At 73.7% G+C, this 26527-nt stretch carries 24 protein-coding genes; 17 read left to right on the forward strand and 7 right to left on the reverse strand.

The window, feature by feature from the left end:
• Position 1 precedes the first annotated feature (1 nt).
• Positions 2-967, forward strand: a complete 966-nt coding sequence (locus ACYVKY_RS08920; RefSeq protein WP_460434619.1) for a 4-hydroxy-3-methylbut-2-enyl diphosphate reductase — start codon at positions 2-4, stop codon at positions 965-967.
• Here ACYVKY_RS08920 and ACYVKY_RS08925 read toward each other — a convergent pair whose 3' ends face one another.
• The 4 genes from ACYVKY_RS08925 to ACYVKY_RS08940 all read right to left on the reverse strand — a co-directional run bounded on the left by ACYVKY_RS08925 (position 968) and on the right by ACYVKY_RS08940 (position 5118).
• Positions 968-2116 carry a DNA recombination protein RmuC gene (locus ACYVKY_RS08925; protein ID WP_460434620.1) on the reverse strand — a complete coding sequence of 383 codons (1149 nt, stop codon included), beginning with the start codon at positions 2114-2116 and terminating at the stop codon, positions 968-970.
• 90 nt (positions 2117-2206) lie between these two features.
• A complete protein-coding gene (locus tag ACYVKY_RS08930; protein WP_460434665.1) occupies positions 2207-2920 on the reverse strand; it encodes a phosphotransferase in 714 nt (237 codons plus the stop codon).
• 69 nt (positions 2921-2989) lie between these two features.
• Positions 2990-4525: an HNH endonuclease signature motif containing protein gene (locus ACYVKY_RS08935; protein ID WP_460434621.1), complete on the reverse strand. Its 1536-nt coding sequence runs from the start codon at positions 4523-4525 to the stop codon at positions 2990-2992.
• 62 nt (positions 4526-4587) lie between these two features.
• Positions 4588-5118: a GrpB family protein gene (locus ACYVKY_RS08940; protein WP_460434622.1), complete on the reverse strand. Its 531-nt coding sequence runs from the start codon at positions 5116-5118 to the stop codon at positions 4588-4590.
• A gap of 56 nt (positions 5119-5174) precedes the next feature.
• Here ACYVKY_RS08940 and ACYVKY_RS08945 point away from each other — a divergent pair, with 56 nt between their 5' ends.
• The 4 genes from ACYVKY_RS08945 (at position 5175) to ychF (ending at position 8568) form a co-directional block, all read left to right on the forward strand.
• Positions 5175-5780: a class I SAM-dependent methyltransferase gene (locus ACYVKY_RS08945; protein WP_460434623.1), complete on the forward strand. Its 606-nt coding sequence runs from the start codon at positions 5175-5177 to the stop codon at positions 5778-5780.
• An 80-nt stretch (positions 5781-5860) separates the two neighbouring features.
• Entirely contained in the window at positions 5861-6280 is a 420-nt protein-coding gene (locus ACYVKY_RS08950; RefSeq protein ID WP_460434624.1) for a YciI family protein, read from the forward strand.
• The gene (locus ACYVKY_RS08955; RefSeq protein WP_460434625.1) at positions 6277-7470 is read left to right on the forward strand and encodes an RNA polymerase sigma factor; all 1194 of its coding nucleotides are present in this window, start codon (positions 6277-6279) and stop codon (positions 7468-7470) included. Before ACYVKY_RS08950 ends, ACYVKY_RS08955 begins: the two co-directional genes overlap by 4 nt.
• A 12-nt stretch (positions 7471-7482) precedes the next feature.
• Positions 7483-8568 carry a redox-regulated ATPase YchF gene (gene ychF, locus ACYVKY_RS08960; RefSeq protein ID WP_460434626.1) on the forward strand — a complete coding sequence of 362 codons (1086 nt, stop codon included), beginning with the start codon at positions 7483-7485 and terminating at the stop codon, positions 8566-8568.
• Positions 8569-8793: 225 nt separating this feature from the next.
• Here the strand turns inward: ychF and ACYVKY_RS08965 are convergent, their stop codons facing one another.
• Positions 8794-9189, reverse strand: a complete 396-nt coding sequence (locus tag ACYVKY_RS08965; protein ID WP_460434627.1) for a VOC family protein — start codon at positions 9187-9189, stop codon at positions 8794-8796.
• A 115-nt stretch (positions 9190-9304) separates the two neighbouring features.
• On the opposite strand from ACYVKY_RS08965, the gene ACYVKY_RS08970 reads away from it, so the two are divergent.
• Positions 9305-9964: an alpha/beta fold hydrolase gene (locus ACYVKY_RS08970; protein WP_460434628.1), complete on the forward strand. Its 660-nt coding sequence runs from the start codon at positions 9305-9307 to the stop codon at positions 9962-9964.
• On the opposite strand, the gene ACYVKY_RS08975 is transcribed toward ACYVKY_RS08970, so the two are convergent.
• Complete coding sequence (locus tag ACYVKY_RS08975; protein ID WP_460434629.1) at positions 9940-10341, reverse strand: hypothetical protein; 402 nt, start codon at positions 10339-10341, stop codon at positions 9940-9942. The genes ACYVKY_RS08970 and ACYVKY_RS08975 overlap by 25 nt on opposite strands.
• A 282-nt stretch (positions 10342-10623) precedes the next feature.
• On the opposite strand from ACYVKY_RS08975, the gene ACYVKY_RS08980 reads away from it, so the two are divergent.
• From ACYVKY_RS08980 to ACYVKY_RS09030, 11 genes are all read left to right on the forward strand, one after another.
• Positions 10624-12336, forward strand: coding sequence for an ABC transporter family substrate-binding protein (locus tag ACYVKY_RS08980; protein WP_460434666.1), 1713 nt, complete (start codon positions 10624-10626; stop codon positions 12334-12336).
• 334 nt (positions 12337-12670) lie between these two features.
• The gene (locus ACYVKY_RS08985; protein ID WP_460434630.1) at positions 12671-14200 is read left to right on the forward strand and encodes an ABC transporter permease; all 1530 of its coding nucleotides are present in this window, start codon (positions 12671-12673) and stop codon (positions 14198-14200) included.
• Between the two features lie 73 nt (positions 14201-14273).
• A complete protein-coding gene (locus ACYVKY_RS08990) occupies positions 14274-15320 on the forward strand; it encodes an ABC transporter permease (protein WP_460434631.1) in 1047 nt (348 codons plus the stop codon).
• Positions 15320-16465, forward strand: coding sequence for an ABC transporter ATP-binding protein (locus tag ACYVKY_RS08995; RefSeq protein WP_460434632.1), 1146 nt, complete (start codon positions 15320-15322; stop codon positions 16463-16465). Before ACYVKY_RS08990 ends, ACYVKY_RS08995 begins: the two co-directional genes overlap by 1 nt.
• The gene (locus tag ACYVKY_RS09000) at positions 16462-17535 is read left to right on the forward strand and encodes an ABC transporter ATP-binding protein (protein WP_460434633.1); all 1074 of its coding nucleotides are present in this window, start codon (positions 16462-16464) and stop codon (positions 17533-17535) included. The genes ACYVKY_RS08995 and ACYVKY_RS09000 overlap by 4 nt, the downstream gene beginning before the upstream one ends.
• Positions 17536-17542: 7 nt before the next feature.
• The gene (locus tag ACYVKY_RS09005) at positions 17543-18190 is read left to right on the forward strand and encodes an NUDIX hydrolase (protein WP_460434634.1); all 648 of its coding nucleotides are present in this window, start codon (positions 17543-17545) and stop codon (positions 18188-18190) included.
• A gap of 141 nt (positions 18191-18331) precedes the next feature.
• Entirely contained in the window at positions 18332-20371 is a 2040-nt protein-coding gene (locus tag ACYVKY_RS09010) for an FtsH/Yme1/Tma family ATP-dependent metallopeptidase (protein WP_460434635.1), read from the forward strand.
• 63 nt (positions 20372-20434) lie between these two features.
• On the forward strand, positions 20435-22315 hold the full coding sequence (gene typA / locus ACYVKY_RS09015) for a GTP-binding protein TypA/BipA (RefSeq protein ID WP_460434636.1): 1881 nt from the start codon (positions 20435-20437) through the stop codon (positions 22313-22315).
• 1 nt (position 22316) lies between these two features.
• Complete coding sequence (mshB, locus tag ACYVKY_RS09020) at positions 22317-23195, forward strand: PIG-L family deacetylase (RefSeq protein ID WP_460434637.1); 879 nt, start codon at positions 22317-22319, stop codon at positions 23193-23195.
• Positions 23192-23707, forward strand: coding sequence for a flavin reductase family protein (locus ACYVKY_RS09025; RefSeq protein WP_460434638.1), 516 nt, complete (start codon positions 23192-23194; stop codon positions 23705-23707). Before mshB ends, ACYVKY_RS09025 begins: the two co-directional genes overlap by 4 nt.
• Before the next feature lie 118 nt (positions 23708-23825).
• A complete protein-coding gene (locus ACYVKY_RS09030) occupies positions 23826-25478 on the forward strand; it encodes a VanW family protein (RefSeq protein WP_460434639.1) in 1653 nt (550 codons plus the stop codon).
• Here ACYVKY_RS09030 and ACYVKY_RS09035 read toward each other — a convergent pair.
• On the reverse strand, positions 25442-26446 hold the full coding sequence (locus tag ACYVKY_RS09035; RefSeq protein WP_460434640.1) for a GNAT family N-acetyltransferase: 1005 nt from the start codon (positions 26444-26446) through the stop codon (positions 25442-25444). The two genes, ACYVKY_RS09030 and ACYVKY_RS09035, sit on opposite strands and share 37 nt — an antisense overlap.
• Positions 26447-26527 lie beyond the last annotated feature (81 nt).

Here is a 26527-nt window from a genome sequence, read left to right on the forward strand (position 1 = left end):
GGTGACTGCACCGGCGAAGAAGGTCCTGCTCGCGGCCCCGCGGGGGTACTGCGCGGGCGTCGACCGCGCCGTCGTGGCCGTGGAGAAGGCGCTCGAGCACTACGGGGCGCCGGTCTACGTCCGCAAGGAGATCGTGCACAACAAGTACGTCGTGCAGACGCTGGAGAAGCGCGGCGCGGTGTTCGTGCACGAGACCGACGAGGTGCCCGAGGGCGCGATGGTCATCTTCTCCGCGCACGGGGTCTCCCCGGCGGTCCACGCCCAGGCGGCGGTGCGGCAGCTGAAGACGATCGACGCCACCTGCCCGCTGGTCACCAAGGTGCACAAGGAGGCCGTGCGGTTCGCCGGCTCCGACTACGACATCCTGCTGATCGGCCACGAGGGCCACGAGGAGGTCGAGGGCACCGCGGGCGAGGCGCCCGACCACGTCCAGCTGGTCGACGGCCCCGACTCGGTCGACGCCGTCACCGTCCGCGACCCCGACAAGGTGGTCTGGCTCTCCCAGACCACGCTGAGCGTCGACGAGACGATGGAGACGGTGCGGCGCCTGCGCGAGCGGTTCCCGTCGCTGCAGGACCCGCCGTCCGACGACATCTGCTACGCCACCCAGAACCGCCAGGTGGCGGTGAAGAAGATCGCGCCGCAGGCCGACCTGGTCATCGTCGTGGGGTCGGCGAACTCCTCGAACTCGGTGCGCCTCGTCGAGGTCGCGCTCGAGCACGGCGCGCGCACGTCCTACCGCGTCGACACCGCCGACGAGATCGACGAGGCCTGGTTCGAGGGCGTCAGCACGGTCGGTGTCACCAGCGGCGCGTCGGTGCCCGAGATCCTCGTGCAGGACGTGCTGGCGCACCTGGCCGAGCGCGGGTACGGCGAGGTCGAGGAGGTGCGCACCGCGGAGGAGGACCTGCTGTTCTCGCTGCCGAAGGAGCTGCGCCGCGACCTCAAGGCCGCAGCCAAGGGCTGATCAGCCGGCCGACCCGCCCGCGCTGCGGGCCACCGCCTGCAGCGGCACCACCGGTGGCAGCGGCTCGTCGGTGAGGTCGAGCTCGTGCAGGCGGCGGGCCGTGACGAGCACGCGCCGCTCGAGCGTGCCGACGAGCCCGTTGTAGTCCTCGACCGCGCGGTTCAGCGTGCGTCCCAGGCGGCCCACGGAGGTGCCGAGCCCGGCGAGGCGCTGGTGCAGCTCGCGACCCAGCTCGAACACCTCGCGGGCGCTCCCGGTGAGGGCGTCCTGCTGCCAGGTGAGCGCCACGGTGCGCAGCAGCGCGAGCAGCGTCGTGGGGGTGGCGAGCACGACGTGCCGGCCGAGGGCGTGCTCGAGCAGGGCGGGGTCGGCCTCGCAGGCCGCCTGCAGGAACGCCTCGCCCGGCACGAAGCAGACGACCAGCTCGGGCGTGGGCTCGAACGCGGCCCAGTAGCGCTTGTCGGCGAGGGCGTCGACGTGCCCGCGCAGGGCGCGGGCGTGCTGCTGGGCGGCCCGGGCGCGGCGGGCCTGGGCGGCCGAGGGCGCCTCGTCGGGACGGACGTCCTGCGCGGCCTCGAGGAACGCCGCGAGCGGCGCCTTGGCGTCGACCACCACCTGCTTGCCGCCGGGCAGCCGCACCACCGCGTCGGGCCGCACCGTGCCGCCGTCGGGGTGCACGGCGTGCACCTGGGTGTCGAAGTCGACGCGGGCGAGCATGCCCGCGTGCTCGACGACGCGCCTGAGCTGCACCTCGCCCCACGCGCCGCGGACGCCGGGGGAGCGCAGCGCCCCGGCCAGGGCGGCGGTCTGGCTGCGCAGCGCCTCGCCGTCGGCTCGCGCCGCGGTGAGCTGGGCGTCGAGCCGGCCCCAGTGCTCGGCGCGCTCGCGCTCGAGCCGCTCGACCTGCCGCTCGACCCGGGCCAGGCTCGACGTCAGGGGCGCCAGGCTCATCGCCAGGTCGGTCTCGTCGTCGTCGTCCCGTTCGGTGCGCGCGAGCCGGTCGGCCAGCAGGTCGTGCTGGGCCCGCAGGGTCGCGGTGCGGGAGGCGGCGAGGGCGCGGGTGACCAGCGCGCCGACCGCGGCGCCCAGCAGCAGGCAGCCGAGTGCGCCGAGCAGCAGCACGTGGAGCGGGACGGGGAAGGACTCCATGCCCGCAGGGTGGCAGCCGGCACCGACAGGACGTGGGAGCTCAGGGTGCGTCGTCGAGGAGCCGGCCGAGGGTGCGCAGCCCCATCGCGCTCATCGCGGGGCGGCGACGTGGAGTGGGCCCGCGGTGCCGCCTGGGCGCTCGAGCAGGCGCTCGCCGACCAGGCGCGCCTCCGCGACCAGGACGTTGCCGGGGATCAGGTCGCCGTGCGTGGTCACGTCGGGACCGGCAGACGGCAGGTCGCGCCACCGCTCCCAGAGCGCGCCGAGGCGGGCGACGTCGACGAGGTCGGCGCTGCGACCCAGGCACTCGCGCACCCAGTCGTCGTGGCCGCGCAGGTCGCCGCCGCGCCCCGTCCCCGCGAACCCGGCTCCGCCGGTGGGGATCTCGCGGACGGTGGCGACGAGCTCCACGAGGTCGTCGGCGAACGCGTCCGACGTCTCGGCCGCCCGCCGGACGTCGTCGTGGGTGGCGTCGCGTCCCGGCACCCAGGTCTGCACCGACCACGGCAGCGGGTAGCCGTGCCCCGGCTCGCCCAGCGCGACGGGCTCCGGCGTCGCGACCCGGACGGGTCCGAAGAGTCGCCGGGCCGCGTCGGCCTCCCGCACCAGCTGCTCGCGCACCTCGTCGGCGTCGCCGGCCACGAGCGGCAGGCGGGCGCAGAAACCCTCACCCAGGCGGAAGATCGCGTTGACCGTGCCCGTCGAGGCGACCGCCCGGACCGGCAGGCCGGCCAGCTGCGGCACCTGGTCGGCCACGAGCCGCGCGACGGTGCCGGCGGGCACGCGCAGCTGCCCCTCGTGCATGTCCACGCCACGACCCCGCTGGCTGCGCGGGCGGCGGTCCACCGAGATCGGTGCGGTGCGCCCCGCCGATCAGTAGGGCGGTGGGTCGTCCGGTGGCGGTTCCGGACGGCCGTAGGTCGCCGGTTCGGTCGTGTAGGAGCGGCCGAGGGGACTGGTCCAGGTCAGGGTGCCGTCGGGCTCGAGCGCCGACGTCCACCAGCCTCGGGTCTTGCGCTGGTGGTGGCGGCGGTGCAGCGACACCAGGTCGTCGGCGGTGGTGCGAGCGCCCGCCTCCCAGGCGATCACGTGGTCGGCGTCGCAGCCGAACGCGTCGAGGGTGCAGCCGACGCCGCGGCAGACGCCGTCGCGGACCCGGACGTCGTCGGCGACCGAAGGAGCGGGTCGGTAGCGGCGGCCGTCGAGGCCGATCGCGCGGCGCGTCAGGGGGTCGGTCACGAGCCGCCGCCACACCGAACCGGCGGCCGTCGCGAGCTCGCGCGCCTGGGCGGCGGTGACGGCCCCCGCGCCGCGGACGCGACCGGGCTCGTCGTCCAGGCCGAGCAGGGTGGTGAGCGCGACCGTCACGTGCGTGGTGGACGGCGGCAGCTCGCCGAGTCGCGGCAGGTCGCACGCGCCGACGGGTGCGGCCGGCTGCTCGCCTGCACCCGCGACCACGACCTGCCCATGGAGCACCAGGTCGACCAGCACGTCGGACCGCAGCTGCGCCAGCGTCCGGGACGACTGGTCCTCGTCGCCCGCCGGCGTCCCGTCGCCGCGCAGCGGGGCGCCGTGACCGGACGCCTTGATCGCTCGGGCGATGGCGTCGACGCGCTCGTAGGCGGCGGCACACCGACCGACGTCGCCGGAGGCCGCCAGCACGGCTGTGCCGTCGTCGTGGGGCTGCACCCAGGCCGACCGGTCACGCAACGCGCTCGTGCGGCTCCGCTCGTCGCACCCGGGATCGAGCCGCTTCACCACGGACGCCAGGCGGTCGGTGAGCTGCGTCGGCGAGGGTGGTGTGCCGTCGCGACGCGGGGCGAGCACCGCCGCGTACACCTCGGGGAGCTCCGCCACGTCGATGCCGGCCGTGCGGTCGAGGACCTTGCGGGCGCGGAACCAGGAGATCTCGCCGCGCCGCGTCCGCTCGAGCAGCGGGTCGAGCCTGACGGGGTCCGTCGCCGCCGCGGACACCAGGTCGCCGGCAGCCCGCTCGCCGATCCCCGTGGCGCAGGCGATCTCGGTGGTCACCAGGCCCCGCACCTCGGCGGCGCGGCGCTCCGGCCGGGTCAGCGGGTCGAGGCGGCGGGCGTCCTCCTGGGCGTCGACGGCCGGGCTGACGAACCGGTCGTGGTCGGCGTCGAACACCTCGAGCATCCGCCGCGTCGCCTCCACCGACAGCGACTCGGCCCACGCCGCCACCGCCTGGGACGCCTCGACCACCGCCAGCGCCTGCTCGCCCGACAGGCCGTCGCACGCCCGCGTGTCGGCGAACCTGTGGGCGGCCGAGGAGCGCTCGCGCTCGACCTGGCGCAGCAGCCGCAGCGAGCGCGACACCGCGACCGGGACGCCTGCCACCTCGAGGGGCGCGGATGTCACCGCGTCCGTCTCGAGCACCGCTGTCACCACGTGTTGATCGTACAGGTGTTCGACGAGATGAGCAATGCTCTTGACGGGCAGGGCTTCGTGGGTCAGCGACGGGCAGACCGGATGAAGGGCGCCTTCGCCGCGCGGTACGACTCGCGGGTCGAGGTCGGGTCCGCCGCCAGGCGCTCCTTCAGCCGGGCGTACGCCGCGCGCAGCTCCGGGTCGGTGCGGAGCCGGTCCCGGAACGCCACCCACTCGCGCCAGGAGGGGTCGGTCTCGGCCACCACGTGCAGGTGGTGGGTGCGACGTGCCGCGTCCGGTCGGCAGTACCCGAGCCGGCGCGGCACGACGGCGTCGTCCGGGTGCGACGGCACCCAGCCGAGCGCGCGGAGCCGTCCCTCGTCCGCCAGCGGGACCACCGGCTCCGACAGGACGACCACCATGTCGACGACCGGCTTGGCCACCAGACCGGGGACGGCGGTGCTGCCGATGTGCTCGACCGGCGCGACGGCGAGCCCGACCAGCGCCTCGTCCAGCGGCCCCGCGACCTCGGCGAAGCGCTGCGCCCACGCGGGGTCGTGCGCGACGGGGGACCAGCCCGTCGCGGCGTGACGCGTCGTCCTCGTACCGCACACCCGCCTCCGCCCGTCGGTCCGTGCACCCTACGGCCGGGACCGGCAGGATCGTCCCCGTGGACGGACCCGCGAACAGGTGGCTCGAGGAGACCGGCGGGACGCGCGGGCCCGAGTACGCGCAGCGGTTCGCCGCGCTCGCGGCGTCGGGACGCGACGTGCACGGCGAGGCCGACTTCTGCGACCGCCTGCTCGCGCCGCGCTCGCGGGTGGTCGACGGTGGCTGCGGCACCGGACGCGTCGGCGCCGAGCTGGCGCGGCGCGGCCACCACGTCGTCGGCGTCGACGTCGACGCCTCGATGCTCGCCGAGGCGCGCCGCGCCGCACCCGCGCTCACCTGGCTCGAGGCCGACCTGCTCGACCTCGGCCCGGACGACGTCGGCGCGCCCGTCGACCTGGTCGTGCTGGCCGGCAACGTCGTCGTCTACCTGACGCCCGGCACCGAGCCCGACCTCCCGCCGCACCTGGCCGGGTGGCTCGCACCGGGCGGGCTGCTCGTCGCCGGCTTCGCCGCGGACCGGCACGTCTCCGTCGCCGACTGGGACGGGTGGTGCGCCGCCGCGGGGCTGGAGCAGGTCGCCAGCTACGCCGGCTGGGACGGGTCGCCGCTCGGCGACGGCGCCGACCCGGACTACCTCGTCAGCGTCCACCGGAAGAGTTCCTGACGAGGATGTCGAGAACCGCCGACCGGCTCCGCTCCACGGGTGAGCGGCGCCGACGGCGCCCCTGACGAAGGAGAACCGCGATGCCGAAGTTCCTGCTCCTCAAGCACTACCGCGGCGGCCCGGAGCTGCCGAACCCCGTGCCGCCGATGCCGCAGTGGGATCCGCAGGACATCGAGGCGCACATGGCGTTCCTCGGCCACGTGAACGAGATGCTGCGCGAGTCGGGCGAGCTCGTCGACGCCCAGGCGCTCACGCCGCAGCGCGTGTTCGTCCGCTACGGCGGCCCGGACGCCGACCCCGTCCTCACCGAGGGGCCGCACCCGGAGACCAGCGACCTCGTCGCCGGCTGGTACATGGTCGACGTCGAGTCGCGGGACCGGGCGATCGAGATCGCCGCGTACGTCTCGTCCGAGCCGGGCCCGGGCGGCGAGCCGCTCTACGAGTGGATCGACGTCCGCCAGGTGATGGAGGACGACGGCACGCTCCCCGAGGGCTGGTGACCGACGGCGCGACCGGGGTGGACGAGGGCCTGCTGCGGGCCCTCGTCCCCCAGGTGCTGGCGGCGCTGGTGCGGCGCGGCGAGGAGTTCGCCGCCGCCGAGGACGCGCTGCAGGACGCGCTGCTCGAGGCGCTGCGGGTGTGGCCCGAGCACCCGCCGACGAACCCGCGCGGCTGGCTGCTGTCGGTGGCGCGCCGCCGACTCGTCGACGCCCGCCGCAGCGAGGCCGCCCGGCGCCGTCGCGAGGAGGCGGTGCACGACGAACCGGCGCAGGGACCGACCGAGCAGGCCGACGACACGCTGCTGCTGCTGTTCCTCTGCACGCACCCCGACCTCACGCCCGCGTCAGCCGTCGCGCTGACCCTGCGGGCAGTCGGCGGTCTCACCACCCGCGAGATCGCTGACGCGTTCGCGGTGCCGGAAGCGACCATGGCGCAACGGATCTCGCGGGCGAAGAAGACCTTGCAGGGACGCCGGCTCGACGCACCGGGCGACCTCGCGCTCGTCCTGCGCGTCCTGTACCTGGTGTACACGACCGGGCACGGGGGACGGGTCGACCTCGCGTCCGAGGCGATCCGGCTGGCCCGCCAGCTCGTCGTCGCGACCCGCGAGCCGGAGGCGCGCGGCCTGCTGGCGCTGCTCCTGCTGCACCACGCGCGGCTGCCGGCGCGGGTCGACGCGTCCGGCGCGATCGTCCCGCTCGACGAGCAGGACCGGTCGCTGTGGGACCGCGCCGAGATCGCCGAGGGCGTCGTCCTGCTGCAGGGTGCGCTCGCCGAGGACCGGCGCGGGCCGTACCAGCTGCAGGCCGCCATCGCCGCGCTGCACGACGACGCCGCGACCTCGGCCGAGACCGACTGGCCGCAGGTCCTCGAGTGGTACGACGAGCTGCTCGCGCTGCGGCCCGACCCGGCCGCGGCGCTGAGCCGGGCGGTCGCGGTGGGCCACGTCCGCGGGTCCGCCGCCGGTCTCGCCGAGGTCGACCTGCTCGCCGGCGACCTGGGGGAGCGGCACCGCGTCCCCGCCGTCCGGGCCTACCTGCACGAGCTCGGCGACGACCTGCCGGCGGCGGCCGCGCTGTACGCCGAGGCCGCGGCACTCTGCACGAGCACGGCCGAGAAGGACCACCTGGTGCGCCGCGCGGCGCTCGCCCGCAGCGGCCGTTCGGGACGAAGCGGGGGCCGCCGGTAGGCTCTTGTCCCCGTGGCCCTCACCATCGGCATCGTCGGACTGCCCAACGTCGGCAAGTCCACTCTCTTCAACGCGCTGACCCGCAACGACGTGCTCGCCGCGAACTACCCGTTCGCCACGATCGAGCCCAACGTCGGCGTGGTCCCGCTGCCCGACCCGCGGCTCGACGCCCTCGCGAAGATCCACGGGAGCGCGAAGATCCTGCCCGCGCCGGTGTCGTTCGTCGACATCGCCGGCATCGTGAAGGGGGCCAGCGAGGGGGAGGGGCTCGGCAACAAGTTCCTCGCGAACATCCGCGAGGCCGACGCCATCTGCCAGGTCATCCGCGCCTTCGCCGACCCCGACGTCGTGCACGTCGACGGCCGCGTCGACCCGGCGTCCGACATCGAGACGATCAACACCGAGCTGGTCCTGGCCGACCTGCAGACCCTCGAGCGCGCGATCCCGCGGCTGGAGAAGGAGGTCAAGGGCAAGAAGGCCGACAAGGCGGTGCTCGACGCCGCCGTCGCCGCGCAGGCGCTGCTCGAGCAGGGCACCACCCTGTTCGCCGGCGCTGCGAAGGCCGGCATCGACACCGCCGCGCTCAAGGAGCTCGGCCTGATGACCGGCAAGCCGTTCCTCTACGTCTTCAACGTCGACGAGGACGGGCTCACCGACGACGACCTCAAGGAGCGCATGCGCGCCCTGGTCGCCCCCGCCGAGGCGATCTTCCTCGACGCGAAGATCGAGGCCGACCTGACCGAGCTCGAGCCCGACGACGCCGCCGAGCTGCTGGCCTCGTTCGGCGCCACCGAGTCCGGCCTCGACCAGCTGGCCCGGGTCGGCTTCGAGACGCTCGGTCTGCAGACCTACCTGACGGCCGGACCGAAGGAGTCGCGCGCCTGGACCATCGGCAGGGGGTGGACGGCCCCGCAGGCCGCGGGTGTCATCCACACCGACTTCCAGCGCGGCTTCATCAAGGCCGAGATCGTCTCCTTCGACGACCTCGTCGAGGCCGGCTCGATGGCCGAGGCCAAGGCCCGCGGCAAGGTCCGCATCGAGGGCAAGGACTACGTCATGGCCGACGGCGACGTCGTGGAGTTCCGCTTCAACGTCTGACCACCATCGAGAGCCACTCCTCCGACTCGGAGAACGTCCGGGGCCACGACCTCTTCTCCTCCTCGGAGACCTCGGGCAGGACGATAGGGCTTGCGGTCCGGCGGGCGGACGCCTCGCTGGCGACCGACACCGCCGGACCGCGGGCGCCGCGTGGAGACGTCGATGGGTGCACGACCCGACCCCCTCCCGGGGGTCGGACGGTGCAGCCTTCCCGCGTCCCGCCCCTCAGCCCTGGTGGCCGAGGAGCCAGCGGACGCCGTAGCGGTCGGTGACCTGGCCGTCGTGGTCGCCCCAGGGGCGGCGCTGCAGGGGGTCGACGTCGATGCCGCCCTCGCACAGCGCCTCGAACCACCGCCCCATGACGGCCGGTTCGGCCGTGCCGAGCAGCGCCAGCAGCACGCCCTCGAGTCGCAGCGGGGCGGCGTCCGGCCCGGCGTCGGAGGCGAACAGCCGCACGGGGCCCTGCAGCTCGCCGTGCGCGATCGCGTCGGACGGCCCGTCCTCGCGGCCGAACTCGGCCAGCGTGTGCAGCGAGAGCTCGCCGCCGAACACCCCCTGGTAGAAGGTGAGCGCCTCGCGGGCGGTGCCGGGCAGGGACAGGTAGGGCGTCGGTGCGGTCATCGGGGGCTCCGTCTCGCAGGTGGCTGGGGAGAGGCCGGTCGAGCGGGACGTCGGAACCACCCGGCCGTCCTCGACACGCCAGGCACCCAGCATGCCGCCGCCCTAGGCTCCCGAGATGCCGCCGCCCGTCGTCCTCGTACCCGGGCTGGGGCTGACGGCGCGGGAGTGGCGCGGCGTGCGGGCGCTGCTCGACGCGCCGGCCGCGGTGGTGCCGCTGCCGTCGATGGGGCTGGGCGCGCTGCGGGGCACCGACCTCGGGGTCGAGGCGCAGGCCGACCGGGTCGCCGCGCTGCTGCCGGCCGCGCCCGCCGTCGTGGTCGGACACTCCGCGAGCTGCCCGGTGGTCGTCGAGGTCGCCCGCCGCGTCCGGGTCGCGGGCCTGGTCCTGGTCGGGCCCGTCACCGACCCGCGCGCCGCCACCTGGCCTCGGATGGTCGGGCAGTGGCTGCGCACGGCGCGTCACGAGCGGCCCTGGGAGGCGCCGGCCCTGGTGCCGCAGTACGCGCGCACGGGGGCGGCGAGCATGCGCCGCGGCATGACGGTCGTCCGCCGGTACCGCACCGACCACGCGCTCGCGGGCCTGGACGTCCCGGTCGAGGTCGTGCGGGGCGAGCACGACCGGATCGCGCCGCCGGACTGGTGCCGCACCCTCTCGGCGCCCGTCACCACGGTCGCGGGGGCGGGGCACATGGTCCCCCTGACCCACCCGCAGGCCGTCGCCGACGCCGTGCGGCGCGTCGCCGCCCGCGGTCAGGACGCGCCGAGGTCGTCGTAGGACGCCACCTCGACGAGCGCCGACGCCGCGCGGGCCAGCGCGGCGTCGAGCGTGACCAGGGCGTCGGCCTGCAGCTGCACCAGCGCCACGTACTCGGCGTCGACGGTGTCGTCCCACCCGAGCTCGGCGGCGACGTCCCACGCCCGCGCCTGCGACACCCGGTCGCCGAGCAGGCGCAGGTCGAGCGAGCGCACGTGGTCGAGGAGCCTGCGGGCCTCGGCGCGGGTGACGCCGCCGGCGAGCGAGTCGCGGTACAGCCGCGACACCAGCTGGGAGCGGATCGTCGCGGGGGCGACCAGGCGGTGCCCCTCGGCCGGCGCCGTGCCCTCGCGGGCGAGGCGCAGCGCCACGTCGGGGGTGAGCACGAACCGCGTCACCGGGCCGACGCTACAGGGCGGGGCGCGGCGCCCGGCGCAGGTCTTGCGGTCACGGCCCGGTCACGCCGGAAGAAGGCCCGGACACCGCCCGGACACCTGTCGGTCTCATCTCGATAACACCCGGCTGGTCGTCCTTGCGAGGTCGACGCGGGCTGGTGTTCGGTGACACCCGACCCAGGCAGGTCCGTCGTGCCGTCCCGACCGGGACGTCCCGACGTCCGCACCGGTGCACGCACCGGGACGGGCAACCCCCACCCGAGGAGGAACCACACCTTGAGCACCATGCACAAGGGCGCCAAGATCCTGGCGCTGCTGGCCGGAGGCTCGATCGCCCTCGCCGCCTGCAGCACCGGAGGCGACACGCCGACCGCGAGCGAGACGTCCGCCGACGGCGGCGCCGCGACCAAGGACATCACCATCACGGTCGCGCACGAGCAGGAGTTCAGCGCCTACAACAACGGCACGAGCCAGGACAACGCCGTCAAGAACACCGTGGTGCTCAACCAGGTGCAGACCGGCTTCTGGGAGTTCGGCGAGGACGGCACCGTCCAGCCGATCGAGGAGTTCGGCACCTACGAGAAGACCAGCGACGACCCGCTGACCGTCGAGTACTCGATCAACCCGGACGCGGTCTGGTCCGACGGCGAGGCCATCGACTGCGACGACATCATGCTGTTCTGGGCCGCCAACTCGGGCACCTACGACCAGGGTGAGACGATCATGTTCGACACGGCGTCCACCGCCGGCGTCGAGCTGATGGAGAAGCCGACCTGCGAGGACGGCGACAAGGACTTCACGATCGTCTACACCGACCAGTACTCCGACTGGATCGCGGGCGTCAGCGGCATCCTGCCGGCGCACGTGGCCGAGGAGCAGTCGGGCGTCGAGGACATCATCGCTGCCGTCCAGGAGGACGACACCGCGTCCCTGCAGAAGGTCGCCGACTTCTGGAACACCGGCTGGCGCTTCAACCCGGGTGAGATCGACGAGGCCCTCGTGCCGTCGTCCGGCCCGTACAAGATCGGCGCCTGGGAGCCCGGTCAGTCGATCACCCTCGAGGCGAACGAGGAGTACTGGGGCACCCCCGCCGTCGCCAAGACGGTCATCATCCGCTTCATCGAGCAGGAGTCGCAGGCGCAGGCCCTGCAGAACGGCGACATCCAGATCGCCGAGCCGCAGCCGAACCCGGACGTGATCTCCCAGCTCGAGGCCGTCGGTGACCAGATCACCGTCGCCCAGGGTGACGAGTTCACCTACGAGCACCTCGACTTCAACTTCGCGGGTGCCATGGCCGACGCGAACCTGCGTCGTGCGTTCGCCCTGTGCGTGCCGCGCGACCAGATCGTCGAGAGCCTGATCAAGCCGGTCAACGCCAACGCCGAGGTCGCGAACTCGCGCTTCGTCTACGGCTTCCAGCCGGCCTACGAGGACGTCGTCGGCGCGATCTACGACGGCTCGTACGACACCGCGAACATCGAGGAGGCCAAGGCCCTCGTCGACGCCGCCGGTGCCGCCGGCACCGTCGTCCGGATCGGCTACAACACGCCGAACCAGCGTCGTACCAACGAGGTCGACCTCATCCGCGCCTCGTGCAACCAGGCCGGTTTCGACGTCCAGGACGCCGGTCAGGCCGACTTCTTCGACGCCGGTCTCGCGGGCGGCAACTTCGACGTGGCGCTGTTCGCCTGGTCGGGCTCGCCGCTCATCTCCGGCAACAGCTCGATCTTCACCACCGGTGGCGGCCAGAACAACGGCAAGTACACCAACACCGAGATCGACACCCTGCTGCCGCAGCTCGACGTGACGCCCGACCCGGACGAGCAGGTCGAGCTGATCAAGCAGATCGAGAAGATCCTGTGGGACGACCTGGCCACCATCCCGATCTTCTACTTCCCCGGTGTCGTGGCCTACGACAACACCGTGGAGAACGTCACCTTCCAGCCCTCGCAGTCCCAGGTCACCTGGAACATGCAGAAGTGGGACCTGGCCCAGTGACACCGGTGAGGTGACCTGGTCCGACCGGACCTGAGCACCTTCACCACCCCGGTCCGGGTGGACCCCCGCGCACGCGGGGGTCCACCCGGACCCACCGGACGCGGGGGCCGGGAGCCATGCTCCCGGCCTCCTTCCACGAGCGGCGCCGGTGACGGCCCATCAGAGCCCCGGATGCTGGGTACCGCCCCACCGGGTGTCGCAGCGCCGCCGGCAGGGCCTATTGTCATCGGGTTCCGCAGCCGCCCCCACGACGACGTGGTGACGACCTCGCCACCGTCGCTCGACGACCCCGTACCGGCCACACCCGGTCACCCGGACCCGAGAGGTGACAGACGTGCTCGTCTTCATCATCCGCAGGTTGATCGTCTCGTTCTTCGTCCTGCTCGTCGCCACGTTCCTCGTGTACGTGCTGACCGCGATCTCGGGTGACCCCCTGGCCGACCTGCGCGAGGACCGCTCGCCGAACCGCCAGGCGAAGATCGACGCGCGCACCGAGATCATGCAGCTCGAGGTGCCCCCGCCCCTGCGCTACCTCGGCTGGCTGCGCGGCATCAGCGGCTGCGTGCTCCCGTTCGTCGACTGCGACCTCGGCAAGAACCGGTTCGGCCAGGACGTCTCGGCGATCCTGTCGCTGGCCATGGGCCAGACCCTGCGCCTGGTGCTCACCGCGGCCCTGGTCGCCATCGTCGTCGGCATCACGATCGGCATCGTCTCGGCGCTGCGCCAGTACAGCGGCTTCGACTACTCGATCACCTTCGCCGCCTTCGTCTTCTTCTCCCTGCCGTCGTTCTGGGTCGCGGTGCTGCTGAAGCAGTACGGCGCGATCACCTTCAACGACTGGCTGCGCGACCCGCAGATCCCGATCCCCGTGGTCATCGGGGTGGCGCTGTTCAGCGCCCTGTTCTGGATGGCCGTGGTCGGCGGCGACGCCAAGCGCCGCATCATCACGTTCGCCTCCGCCGGCGTCGCCACCGCGGCCGTGCTGGTCTACCTGTCGCTCGTGCGCTGGTTCAAGACCCCGTCGCTGGGCATCGCGCTGATCGCCGTGTCCGCCATCGGCCTGGCTTTCCTGATGACCGCGCTCGTCTCCGGTCTGGCAAAGCGCCGCGTGCTGTACGCCTCGCTCATCGCGGCCGCCGGCGGCATCGTCAGCTTCTTCGCCACCCAGCCGGTGCTGATCAACCCGTCGTGGTGGCACATCGTGATGCTCGCGGCGATCACCGTCGCCGTCTGCGTCGGCATCGGGTACCTGGTCGGCGGTCTCGACAAGAGCCAGGCCGCCCGCTCGGCGGTGCTCACCGGCCTGCTGACCGGCGGCCTCATCTTCTGGGACCACGTGCTGCTCGCCGTCCCCGCCTACAGCGGCCGGGTCGGGGGCCGCGTGATCTCGACGATCGGCTCCAACACCCCGAACTACTCGGGCGACTTCTGGGGCGAGTACGTCGACACCCAGACGCACCTGATCCTGCCGACCGTGGCCCTGATCCTGGTCTCGTTCGCCACCTACACCCGGTACACCCGGGCGAGCATGCTCGAGGTGATGAACCAGGACTACGTGCGCACCGCCCGCTCGAAGGGCCTCACCGAGCGCACCGTCGTCATGCGGCACGCGTTCCGCAACGCCCTGATCCCCGTCACCACGCTGATGGCCTTCGACTTCGCCGGCATCGTCGGCGGCGCGATCATCACCGAGAAGGTCTTCGGCTGGGACGGCATGGGCACGATGTTCAACGAGGGCCTGACGCTGGTCGACCCGAACACCGTGATGGCGTTCTTCATCGTGACCGGCTCGGCGATCGTGCTGTTCAACATGATCGCCGACATCCTCTACGCCTACCTCGATCCGCGGATCCGCCTGTCCTGACCGGACGGGTCGCGACGCACCCGCGCCGCGCACCGCGCACGACTCCAGCGACGTCGACACCCAAGGACGCACCATGACGCAGCAGGTTCCCGGTACGGCCCCCGAGGACGAGGGCAAGGTGGCCGCGGCCACGAAGGACACCGGCACGAAGAGCGCCTCGGACCTGGACGCCACGAGCGTCCAGGCCCAGGGCATGTCGATCAAGGCCCGCAGCCAGGCCGAGCTCGTGCGGCGGCGCTTCCTGCGCCACCGCGGCGCGCTCGGCGGCATGATCGTGCTGGCGTTCGTGGTGGTGCTGGCGTTCACCTCGATCGGCTTCGGCCCGATCCCCGGCTGGTGGAGCAAGAGCTACCTCGACCCCAGCACCGTCGTGAACCGCGGCGCACCGACCCTCGACCTGATCCCGTGGCTCGACGGCGACGGCTTCTCGATCGGTGAGAACCCGTTCGGCCAGGACAACGTCGGCAAGGACTACTTCGCGCTGACGATGCGCGGGGCCCAGCGCTCGCTCATCATCGCGTTCGTCGTGGGCCTGACCTCGACGGCCGTCGGCACCCTGATCGGCGCGGTCGCCGGGTACTTCCGCGGCTGGATCGAGGCCGTGCTCATGCGCTTCACCGACGTCATGATCACCATCCCGACCCTGGTCATCGCCGCCGTGCTCGGCCGCAAGTGGGGCTCGTCCGGCATCCTGCTGCTCGCGATCGTCCTCGGCCTGGTGACCTGGACCGGCCTGGCGCGCCTGGTGCGCGGCGAGTTCCTGTCGCTGCGCGAGAAGGAGTTCGTGGAGGCGGCGCGCGCCATGGGCGCCGGCAGCGGCCGGATCATCTTCAAGCACATCCTGCCGAACGTGATCGGCGTGATCATCGTGTCGGCCACGCTCGCGATCGCCGGCGCGATCCTGCTCGAGACCGCGATCAGCTACCTGGGCTTCGGGGTGAAGGCACCCGACACCTCGCTCGGGGCGCTGATCAGCGAGTACGAGGCGGCGTTCCTCGTCAGACCGTGGTTGTTCTGGTGGCCGGGACTGTTCATCATCGCCATCGCGCTGGCGGTCAACTTCATCGGGGACGGGCTGCGCGACGCCTACGACCCGCGGCAGCAGAGGGTGCGCAACTGATGACCGACTTCGCTCCCGACCAGCCCACCGGGCCCGGCCTGGTGCACGACCCGCTGGTCGAGTCCGCCGAGAACACCCACGTCACCTCGGGGTGGGGTTCCAGCGACGTTCGCCTCTCCTCGGCCGAGGAGGTCCTGCGGGTCGAGGACCTCACCGTCGGGTTCCCGACCGAGGACGGCCTGGTCCAGGCCGTCCGCGGCGTCTCGTACTCGCTGCGCGAGCGCGAGGTGCTGGGCATCGTCGGCGAGTCCGGCTCCGGCAAGTCGGTGTCGTCGATGGCGCTGATGGGCCTGCTGCCGAAGAGCGCCCGCATCACCGGCCGCGCGCTCTACCGCGGCAAGGACGTCCTGACGATGTCGCAGCAGGAGCAGCGCACGCTGCGGGGCCGCAAGATCGCGATGATCTTCCAGGACCCGATGACCGCGCTGAACCCGGTCTACTCGATCGGCGACCAGCTGGCCGAGGCCGTGCGCTCGCACGCCGCGGTGCCGCGGTCGGTGGCGCTGAAGCGCGCCGAGGAGATGCTCGACCTGGTCGGCATCCCGCAGCCCAAGGCGCGGCTGAGGAACTACCCGCACGAGTTCTCCGGCGGCATGCGGCAGCGGGCGATGATCGCGATGGCGGTCATCAACAACCCGGACGTCATCATCGCGGACGAGCCCACGACCGCCCTCGACGTCACCGTCCAGGCCCAGATCCTGGAGAAGCTGATCGAGGTGAAGGACGCCGTCAACGCGGCGATCATCCTGATCACCCACGACCTCGGCGTGGTGGCCGGCATGGCCCACCGCGTGCTGGTCATGTACGCGGGCCGCCCGGTCGAGATCGGCGGCACCGACGACGTCTTCTACCGGCCGCGGATGCCGTACACCGCCGGCCTCCTCGGCTCGATGCCGTCGATGTCGGGCGCCGACAGCCGGCTGCGGCCGATCAAGGGCGCACCGCCCTCGCTCATCAACCTGCCGAAGGGCTGCCCGTTCAGCCCGCGCTGCCCGCTGGCGAGCGACACGTGCCGCGAGGTCGAGCCGACGCTCACCCTCACCGACGACCACGACCACTACGCGGCCTGCCACCACTGGCAGACCATGGCCGAGTCCGACGACCCGACCACCTTCTTCCGCACCCAGAGCGAGGTCCTCACGTGACGTCACTGCAGAAGGAGTCCGGCACCGCGCCCGAGGCCGCGACCTCGGGCGAGGGGCGGACCACCCGGCTGCTCGAGGTCGAGGACCTCGTCATGAACTTCCCGGTCAAGGGCGGGGGCCTGCTGCGCAGCGTCGTCGGCCACGTCCAGGCGGTGTCGGGGGTCACCTTCCACATCGACGCCGGCGAGACCCTCGGCGTGGTGGGCGAGTCCGGCTGCGGCAAGTCGACGACCGGTCGCGCCGTGCTGCAGCTGCACACGCCGACCTCGGGGTCGGTGCGGTTCGAGGGGCGCGAGCTCACCGGGCTGTCGGCCGCGGAGATGCGGCCGGTGCGCCGCGAGCTGCAGATCGTGTTCCAGGACCCGTACGCCTCGCTCAACCCGAAGATGCCGGTCAACGACATCATCGGCGAGCCGCTCAAGGTGCACGGGCTGTGGAAGAACGACAAGACCGGCAAGGCGCGCGTCGCCGAGCTGCTGCAGCTGGTCGGTCTGAACCCCGAGCACGGCAACCGCTACCCGCACGAGTTCTCCGGCGGCCAGCGCCAGCGCGTCGGCATCGCCCGCGCGCTCGCGCTCGAGCCGAAGATGCTCGTGCTCGACGAGCCGGTCTCGGCCCTCGACGTGTCGGTGCAGGCCGGCGTGGTCAACCTGCTCGAGGACCTGCAGGAGCGGCTCGGCCTGGCCTACATGTTCATCGCCCACGACCTGTCCGTGGTGCGGCACATCAGCACCCGGGTCGCGGTGATGTACCTGGGCAAGATCGTCGAGATCGCCGACAAGGACGACCTCTACGACCGCCCGATGCACCCGTACACGCAGGCGCTGATGTCGGCCGCGCCGTCGGCCGACCCGAAGGTCGAGCGCGGGCGCGAGCGGGTCATCCTCACCGGCGACGTGCCGAGCCCGCTCAACCCGCCGTCCGGCTGCCGGTTCCGCACCCGCTGCTGGAAGGCGCAGGACGTCTGCGCCACCGAGGAGCCGCCGCTGGTGCGCCACGAGGGGGCCTCGGAGGGGCACCTCACGGCGTGCCACTTCGCCGAGGCCAAGGTGAAGCTCGCCGCCCCGTAGCCCGACCGTGACCCTCTCCGTCGTCGCGGTGGCGCTGGTCGACGACCTCGACGCGCCCACCGCGCTGCTCGCCGCCCGGCGCAGCCGCGGCGCGCTGGCCGGTGGCTGGGAGCTGCCCGGCGGCAATGTCGAGCCGGGGGAGCACCCGGACGAGGCGCTGGCCCGCGAGCTGCACGAGGAGCTGGCCCTGGTCGCCCGCCTCGGTCCGGCGGTCGCCGGACCGCTCGGCGGTGCCTGGCCGATCGGGGACGGCGGCACCCTGCGGGTGCGGCTCGGCGTCGCCACCGGGGGCACCGAGCCCGCGCCCGGGCCCGACCACGACGAGGTGCGCTGGCTGCCCCTCGACGACGACCCGGCGGGGGCCGTCGCGTGGCTGGAGGCCGACGTCCCGGTCGTGCAGGCCGTGCGCTCGCGCCTGCGGCGGCGCCGGCTGCTGGTGCTGCCCGAGCGCGACGCCGCCGACGTGGTGGCGGCCGCCCTGGGCGCGCTCGGCGTGGCGGCCGGCGTGCACCGCGAGCTGCTCGCGGGCGACGACGACCTCGAGGACGCCCAGTGGGTCGTCGCGCTCGACCCCGGCCCGGCCGCCCTGGCCGTGCCCGACGACGACCTCGAGCGGCTCGCCGAGGCCCACGACGGCTGGGTCGAGCAGGACTGAGCCGGTCGGGAGCCCTTTCGGGGCACCACGGCTGCGTCCGACCGGGTGACCCGCGCGCACCGGCCGTCCGGACGAGGGACGTGCGGTTTCGTGCCCGGCGCGCCCGGGGTACCTCTGGGGTCGACGACACCGGGAGGCGCCGTGACCGACACCAGCACCCAGGCCGCACCGTCCGCGCGGGCGGCACGCACGGGGTCCGCGCGACTGCGGCGCGACCCCGCCGACGTGGGACGGGCCCGCGAGCGCGCCCGCCAGCGCCGGCTGCTGGTGTTCGTGGCCGTCGCGGGGCCGCTGCTGGCGTACTGGTGGTTCCGCTACCTGACCGGCGACCCGCTGACCTGGCCGCAGCTGCCGGTGATCGACCCGCTGTACTTCATGTCCGGCCTGTTCTTCCTGGTGCTCATCGTGGCGCTGCTCGGGACGACGGTGGTCGCCGGGCGCTCGCCGCACCTGGTGGTGCGGCCGGAGCAGATCGACGTGCGGATGGACGACGTGAAGGGCCTGGCCCCGGTCAAGGAGGACGTCCTCCGCTCCCTCGACCTGTTCCTCGCCGCCCGCACCTTCCGCCGCGAGATGGGTGGCACGCCGCGGCGCGGCCTGCTGTTCGAGGGCAGCCCGGGCACCGGCAAGACCCACATGGCCAAGGCGATGGCGGCCGAGGCGGGCGTCCCGTTCCTGTTCGTGTCGGGCACCTCGTTCCAGTCGATGTACTACGGCGCCACCGCCCGCAAGATCCGCTCGTACTTCAAGGCGCTGCGCAAGGCCGCGCGCAAGGAGGGCGGCGCGATCGGCTTCATCGAGGAGATCGACGCGATCGCCACCGTGCGCGGCGGCATGAGCGCCTCGGCGGCCCCGCCGCTGCCGGCCTCGCACTCGGTCACCTGCTGCGGCGGCCTCGAGGGGCTGCCGCCGAGCACCGCCGCCTCCGGCTCCGTCGCAGGCGCGGCCGGTCCGGTCGTGCACCGCGGCGTCACCAGCGAGGGCGTCGGCGGCGTGGTGAACGAGCTGCTCGTGCAGATGCAGTCGTTCGACCAGCCGACCGGCTGGGAGAAGCTGCTCGGCAAGGGCGTCGACGCGGTCAACCTGCTGCTGCCGCAGGGCCGGCAGCTGCCGCGCCCGCGCACCGAGCCGCTCGACGTGCTGCTGATCGCCGCCACCAACCGCGCCGACAACCTCGACCCGGCGCTGCTGCGCCCGGGCCGGTTCGACCGCCGGCTCACCTTCGACCTGCCCGACAAGGCCGGCCGCCGCGAGCTGGTCGACCACTTCCTGGCGCGCAAGGCCCACGACGCCGAGCTCGACGACCCGGAGCGCCGCGACGCGCTCGCCGGCATCACCCAGGGCCACAGCCCGGTGATGATCGAGCACCTCATGGACGAGGCGCTGGTGAACGCGGTGCGCCGCGACGCCACCGCGATGTCGTGGAAGGACCTCGAGCGCGCCCGCCTCGTCGTCGGCGTGGGCCTCGGCCAGCCGGTGGGCTACACGCTCCACGAGCAGCGGCTGATCGCGACGCACGAGGCCGGGCACGCCGTCACGGCGTACCTGGAGGCGCCGCACCGCCGCCTGGAGGTGCTCTCGATCATCAAGCGCGCCAGCGCCCTCGGTCTGCTCGCGCACGGCGACGCCGACGACGTCTACACCCGCTCCAAGGCCGAGCTGACGGCGCTGATCCGGATCGCGTTCGGCGGCCAGGTGGCCGAGGAGCTGTTCTTCGGCGACGTGTCCACGGGCCCGAGCAGCGACCTGCAGTACGCGACGACGGTGGGTGCGCAGATGATCGGCGCCGCCGGCATGGGCGACAGCCTGGTCTCGCTCGCGGCCGTCCAGGGCTCGGCGTTCTCGTCCGAGAACCTGGTGGGCCGCGTGGTCGGCGACGGCCGGGCGCGCGAGGAGCTCGAGGCGCTCATGCACGAGCAGAAGGCGCACGTGCGCACGCTGCTCGACGGCAAGCGGCACCTGGTCGAGGCGCTGCGCGACGCCCTGCTCGAGCACCACGAGCTGATCGGGCACGAGATCACCGACGTGCTGCGGGCCGCCGAGCGCGTCCACGAGCTCGACGACCCGTCGGTCCGGCGGCTGCGGGAGGGTGCCGCGGCACCCCGCCTGGTCGACCTGGCCGCCGCCGAGCGGGCGGTGCTGCGCCGCACCGTGAAGGGGACCCCGCCCGGGGACGTCTAGACTCGGGGCCGCGTCGCGAGCAGGCCGCCCGGCGCCTCCCGAGAGAACCGAGCGCACCCCAGCATGCCCACCCGCACCCGCGACGACGTCCGCAACGTGGCGATCGTGGCCCACGTCGACCACGGCAAGACCACCCTGGTCGACGCCATGCTCTGGCAGTCCGGCGCGTTCGGCGCGCACCAGCACGTCGACGAGCGCGCGATGGACTCCGGCGACCTCGAGCGCGAGAAGGGCATCACGATCCTCGCGAAGAACACGGGGGTGCGGTACACGGGCCCGGCGGCCGCGGGCATCGGCCAGCCGGACGGCGTGACGATCAACATCATCGACACCCCGGGCCACGCCGACTTCGGCGGCGAGGTCGAGCGCGGGCTGTCGATGGTCGACGCGGTGTGCCTGCTCATCGACGCCAGCGAGGGCCCGCTCCCGCAGACCCGGTTCGTGCTGCGCAAGGCGCTGCAGGCGCGGCTGCCCGTCGTGCTGGTCGTGAACAAGGTCGACCGCCCGGACGCCCGCATCGCCGAGGTCGTCGACGAGACCTACGAGCTGTTCATGGACCTCGACGCCACCGAGGACCAGATCGAGTTCCCGATCGTCTACGCCAGCGCCAAGGCCGGCCGCGCCTCGCTCGAGCGGCCCGAGGACGGCGGCCTGCCGGACTCGCCCGACCTCGAGCCGCTGTTCCGCACCATCCTCGGCAGCGTCCCGGCGCCGGTGTTCGACGACGAGGTGCCGCTGCAGGCGCACGTCACCAACCTCGACGCCTCGCCGTTCCTCGGCCGGCTGGCCCTGTGCCGCGTGCACAACGGCACCCTGCGCAAGGGCCAGAACGTCACCTGGTGCAAGCACGACGGCACCCAGCAGCGGGTGAAGATCACCGAGCTGCTGATGACCGAGGCGCTCGAGCGCGTCCCCGCCGAGCAGGCCGGCCCGGGCGACATCGTGGCCATCGCCGGTATCGCCGACATCACCATCGGCGAGACCCTCGCCGACCTCGAGGACCCCCGCCCGCTGCCGCTCATCACCGTCGACGAGCCCGCGATCTCGATGACGATCGGCACCAACACCTCGCCGCTGGCCGGCCGGGTCAAGGGCGCCAAGGTGACCGCGCGGCTCGTCAAGGACCGGCTCGACCGCGAGCTGGTCGGCAACGTCTCGCTGCGGGTGCTGCCCACCGAGCGCCCCGACGCCTGGGAGGTGCAGGGCCGCGGCGAGCTGGCGCTCGCGATCCTGGTCGAGCAGATGCGCCGCGAGGGCTTCGAGCTCACCGTCGGCAAGCCGCAGGTGGTCGCGCGCGAGATCGACGGCAAGGTGCACGAGCCGGTCGAGCGCCTCACCATCGACGCCCCGGACGAGTACCTCGGCGCCATCACCCAGCTGCTCGCCGTGCGCAAGGGTCGGATGGAGCAGATGACGAACCACGGCACCGGCTGGGTGCGGATGGAGTTCCTCGTCCCGTCCCGCGGCCTGATCGGGTTCCGCACCGAGTTCCTCACCGACACCCGCGGCACGGGCATCGCCCACCACGTGTTCGAGGACTACGAGCCGTGGTTCGGCGAGCTGCGCACCCGTCCGTCCGGCTCGCTGGTGGCCGACCGCTCCGGCGTCGCCACCGGGTACGCCATCACCAACCTGCAGGAGCGGGGCACGCTGTTCGTCGCCCCGACGACCGAGGTGTACGAGGGCATGGTCGTCGGCGAGAACTCCCGCGCCGACGACATGGACGTGAACATCACCAAGGAGAAGAAGCTCACCAACGTGCGGTCCAACGCCGACGAGCTCGAGCGGCTGGTGCCGCCGCGGGTGCTGTCGCTGGAGCAGTCGCTGGAGTTCTGCCGCGAGGACGAGTGCGTCGAGGTCGTCGCCGACGCGGTGCGCATCCGCAAGGTGGTGCTCGACCAGAACGACCGCGCCAAGGCCGCCTCGCGAGCGCGCCGGGGCTGACGTGCCCCGGGTCGCGGACGGGCTCGCGGACGGGCTCGCGCTGCCGGAGGGGGAGCGGCTGCGGGTGCTGCTCGTGCACGCCCACCCCGACGACGAGACGCTCACGACCGGCGCCACGATGGCGCGGTACGCCGCCGAGGGCGCGCAGGTGGTGCTGGTGACCTGCACCCGCGGCGAGCGCGGCGAGGTGATCGGACCGCTCGGGCACCTCGAGGGCGACAGCGACGCCCTCGCCGCCCACCGCGAGGGGGAGCTGGCCGCCGCCATGGCGGCGCTCGGCGTCAGCGACCACCGGTTCCTGGGCGCCGACGCGGGCACCCGGTTCCGCGACTCCGGCATGGCGTGGGGCGAGCACGGCCGGGCCGTGGCCGCGCCCGACACCGGCGACGACGCGTTCGCCCGGGTCCCGGTCGAGGAGGCCGCCGCGCACCTGCGCCGGGTGGTCGACGAGGTGCGTCCGCACGTGGTGCTCACCTACGACGCCGAGGGCGGGTACGGGCACCCCGACCACGTCCGGGCGCACGAGGTGACCGTGGCCGCGCTCGCGGACCGTCCCGACCCTCTCCTGCTCGCCGTCGCCTCGCCCCGGACGGTGCACGAGGCCGGGGTCGCGCGGCTGCGCGGTCGCGGGCTGCGCACGCTGGAGGCACCCTGGCCCTCGGTGGTCGTGCCGGACGGCGCGGTCACCCACCGGGTGGAGGCCGTGGCCCACCGCCCGGCCAAGGCGGCCGCGCTGCGGGCGCACGCCACCCAGGTCGTGGTGGCCGACGACGAGGAGGCGTACGCGCTGAGCAACGGGGTCTGGCACGAGCTCACCGGCACCGAGTGGTTCACCACGCTGCGGCCCGGCTCCGGCGCGCCCGCCGGGGGGCCGGCGTGAGCGCGGCCGCGCACCCGGAGCCGCCCGCGCCCACCGAGGCCGACTTCCGGCGCGCGGTCGGGCGGTTCGCCACGGGCGTCACCGTGCTCACCAGCCGCCTCGACGGCCACGACCACGCGATGACCGCGAACGCGTTCGCGTCGGTCTCGCTCGACCCGCTGCTCGTGCTCGTCAGCATCTGGGAGGACGCCCGGTTCCTCGACGCGCTCGAGCAGTCGCGGGTCTGGGGCGTCAGCATCCTGCCCGAGGACGCCGGCGGCACCGCCGACTGGCTGGCGTCGCCGGGGCGCCCGGTGCTGCACCAGCTCGACCGGGTGCCGCACCACCGCGGGCCCGCGACCGGGGTCGCGCTGCTCGACGACGCCCTGGCCACGCTGGAGTGCCGCACGGACGCCGTGCACCCCGCGGGCGACCACAGCATCGTGGTCGGCGCCGTGGTGGCCGTGCACGCCCCGCTCGACCCGCCCCCGCCCCTGGTGCACCACCAGGGCCGGTACCGCCGTCTCGCGTGACCCGGACGGCTGCCTGACCCGGGCCACCGGGTCGCTCTCGTAGGATGACGGCCGAGCGGGTGACCGGGACGGCCGGCCCCCAGGGACGGACGGTGGCACGGTGGCGCGAGCAGGGGGCGTGGCTCGCCTGGTGTGGGTTCCCGTCGTGGTGGTGCTGGTGCTCGGCGGGGCGTACGCCCTGGCGGCGTGGTGGTCGTCGAGCCACGTGCCGCGCGGCACCACCGTCGGCGGCGTCGAGATCGGCGGCATGTCGCAGGGCGAGGCCCGCTCGACGCTGCAGGACCAGCTGGGCGCCCGCGCCGAGCTGCCCGTGCGCGTCGGGGTCGGCGACGGCCGCTACGAGCTGTCCCCGTCCGACGCCGGGCTCGAGGTCGACGTCGACGCCACCGTCGAGGAGGTGCTCGGCTTCAGCTGGGACCCCCGGGTGATCTGGCGGCAGGTGTCCGGCGGCGAGCCGCTGCCCGCCGTCGTGCGCGCCGACGAGGACGCCCTGCGCGGCGAGCTGACCGACCTGGCGGGCGAGGTCGACGCCGCGCCGGTCGACGGCGGGGTCTCGTTCGAGGGCGGCACCGCCACCCCGGTCGAGCCGGTCGAGGGCGTCGAGCTCGACGTCGACGGCTCGGTCGACGCCGTCCTGGCCGACTGGCCGCAGTCCGGCCCGCAGACCGACCTGCCCGCGGACGTGACCGAGCCCGACGTCACCGCCGACGACGTCGCCGCCGCGATGGAGTCGTTCGCGACCCCGGCCACGTCCGGCCCGATCACCGTGCAGGTGGGCCAGACGGCGGTGCCGGTCGCTCCCGAGCAGCTGGTGCCGACGCTGGCGATGACCGTGCAGGACGGCGAGCTGGTGCCGGCCGTCGACGGCGAGGCGCTCAAGGCGGCGGTGCTGGCGGCCGCGCCGCAGCTGGCCACCGCCCCCGTGAACGCGTCGGTGAGGATCGAGAACGGGGCGCCGGTGGTCGTGCCGGCCGTCGCCGGCGTGACGATCGACGGCGCGCAGCTCGCCGCGGCCGTGCCGGCCGCCGTCACCGCACCCGACCGCACCGTGGTGCTCGACGCCGCGGTGCAGCAGCCCGAGGTCACCACCGAGGCGGTGCAGGCCCTCGGCGTCACCCAGGTGGTGTCGGAGTTCTCGACGAACCTCACCGCCGACGCCGGCCGCACCGAGAACATCCAGATCGCGGCGCGGACGGTGAGCGGCACGCTGCTGCTCCCCGGCCAGACCTTCAGCCTCAACGACACCCTGGGCGAGCGGACGCCGCAGAAGGGCTACAACCAGGCGCCCACGATCCAGAACGGCCGGCTCGTGCTGGGCTACGGCGGCGGCGTGTCCCAGGTGGCGACCACGCTGTTCAACGGCATGTTCTTCGCCGGGCTCGAGGACGTCGAGCACAAGCCGCACTCGTTCTACATCAGCCGCTACCCCGAGGGCCGCGAGGCGACGGTCAACTTCGACAACGTCGACCTCGAGTTCAAGAACGACAGCCCGTACGGCGTCCTGATCGAGATGTACACCGGCGGGGGCAAGGTCACCACGCGGTTCTGGAGCACCAAGGTCTACGACATCGAGGCGGTCAAGGGCGAGCGGCACAACATCCGCCAGCCCGGCACCGACACCGGGTCGGGCCCGGGATGCGTGCCGCAGTCGCCGCAGTCGGGCTTCGACGTCGACGTCACGCGGATCTTCAAGCAGAACGGCGCGGAGGTGAAGCGAGAGGTCTTCTCGACCCGCTACATCCCCGAGGACGCAGTGACCTGCACGGGTTGACCGACCGGCTGCACCCGGTAGTGGTACCCGTGGTGCGGCACGAGACCCGTTGCGGCGTAGAGGTTCCGAGCCGCGGTGTTCTCCGCCGCCACCTGCAGGTAGCCCCAGCGCGCGCCGAGCTCGCGCCCGTGCGCCAGCAGCCGCAGCAGCACCTGCCGGCCGAGTCCCTGCCGACGCGCTGACGCCGCGACCTCCATCGCGGTGACGCCGGCCCAGCCGCGGGCCACCGCGACCCGCCCGACCGCGACGGGCTCGCCGTCGCGGCGCAGCGTGAGGAACTCCTGGTGCTGCGCGGCGGTCAGCACCCGCACGGCCACCGGCGGCAGCGCGCCGCCGCGGTAGCGGTAGAGCGCGGTGAACCCCTCGTCGGGGACGGGGGACCAGGTCGCGTCCGCGGCGTCGTCCGGGTCGGCGAGGTGCCGCAGGTCGGTGACGAGCACCAGGCTCTCGTCGACGCGCACGTACCCCCGGGCGTCGAGCTCGGCGTCGACGCCCGGTGCCGGGTCGGCCCGCACCGCCGGGTCGAGGGTGGTGGGGACGCTGAACCGCGCCGGCAGGTCGCGGGCGGCGTAGAAGCGCTCGACCGCGTGGACGGCCGCGGGCAGCGGCAGGCCGGGGTCGCCGAGGGGGAGCGCGCTGTTGCCGCGCCCGGTGAACCCGCCGGACGCCCGCAGCACCCACCCGCCGAGCCGCTCGCGCTCCAGGCCCGGCCAGCCGAGGTCGCTCACCCGCACGACGTCGGCGATGGACGACGACGGCCGCACCTGCCGCGGCGGCACCGGCTTGGCGGCGAGGACGGCATCGGCCGCGACCCGCACGGGCGGGCCGTCGTCGGGCAGCACGGCGACGCCGTCGGCGTCGAGCGCGACCAGCTCGCCGAGCAGGTCGGTGGCCGAGCCGTCGGGCAGCCGGTGGCGCACGACGACGCGGCGTCCGACGTGGGTGGGCGAGAGCCGTGGGGGTGCCACGCGCGAGCCTCCGTCCGTCCGTCGCAGGGGAAGGGCACCCTGGGCGACACCACCGGGGGCCGTCCGCGATACTAGGGCCGA

It is taken from the genome of Angustibacter speluncae (assembly GCF_054777815.1).

What these genes read in the sequence shown, in the direction of transcription:
- ACYVKY_RS08925 (WP_460434620.1), bottom strand. Translation starts at nt 2,116, where the DNA reads ATGGAGTCCTTCCCCGTCCCGCTCCACGTGCTGCTGCTCGGCGCACTC.
- ACYVKY_RS08930 (WP_460434665.1), bottom strand. Translation starts at nt 2,920, where the DNA reads ATGCACGAGGGGCAGCTGCGCGTGCCCGCCGGCACCGTCGCGCGGCTC.
- ACYVKY_RS08950 (WP_460434624.1), top strand. Translation starts at nt 5,861, where the DNA reads ATGCCGAAGTTCCTGCTCCTCAAGCACTACCGCGGCGGCCCGGAGCTG.
- ACYVKY_RS08965 (WP_460434627.1), bottom strand. Translation starts at nt 9,189, where the DNA reads ATGACCGCACCGACGCCCTACCTGTCCCTGCCCGGCACCGCCCGCGAG.
- ACYVKY_RS08970 (WP_460434628.1), top strand. Translation starts at nt 9,305, where the DNA reads ATGCCGCCGCCCGTCGTCCTCGTACCCGGGCTGGGGCTGACGGCGCGG.
- ACYVKY_RS08980 (WP_460434666.1), top strand. Translation starts at nt 10,624, where the DNA reads ATGCACAAGGGCGCCAAGATCCTGGCGCTGCTGGCCGGAGGCTCGATC.
- ACYVKY_RS08990 (WP_460434631.1), top strand. Translation starts at nt 14,274, where the DNA reads ATGACGCAGCAGGTTCCCGGTACGGCCCCCGAGGACGAGGGCAAGGTG.
- ACYVKY_RS08995 (WP_460434632.1), top strand. Translation starts at nt 15,320, where the DNA reads ATGACCGACTTCGCTCCCGACCAGCCCACCGGGCCCGGCCTGGTGCAC.
- typA (WP_460434636.1), top strand. Translation starts at nt 20,435, where the DNA reads ATGCCCACCCGCACCCGCGACGACGTCCGCAACGTGGCGATCGTGGCC.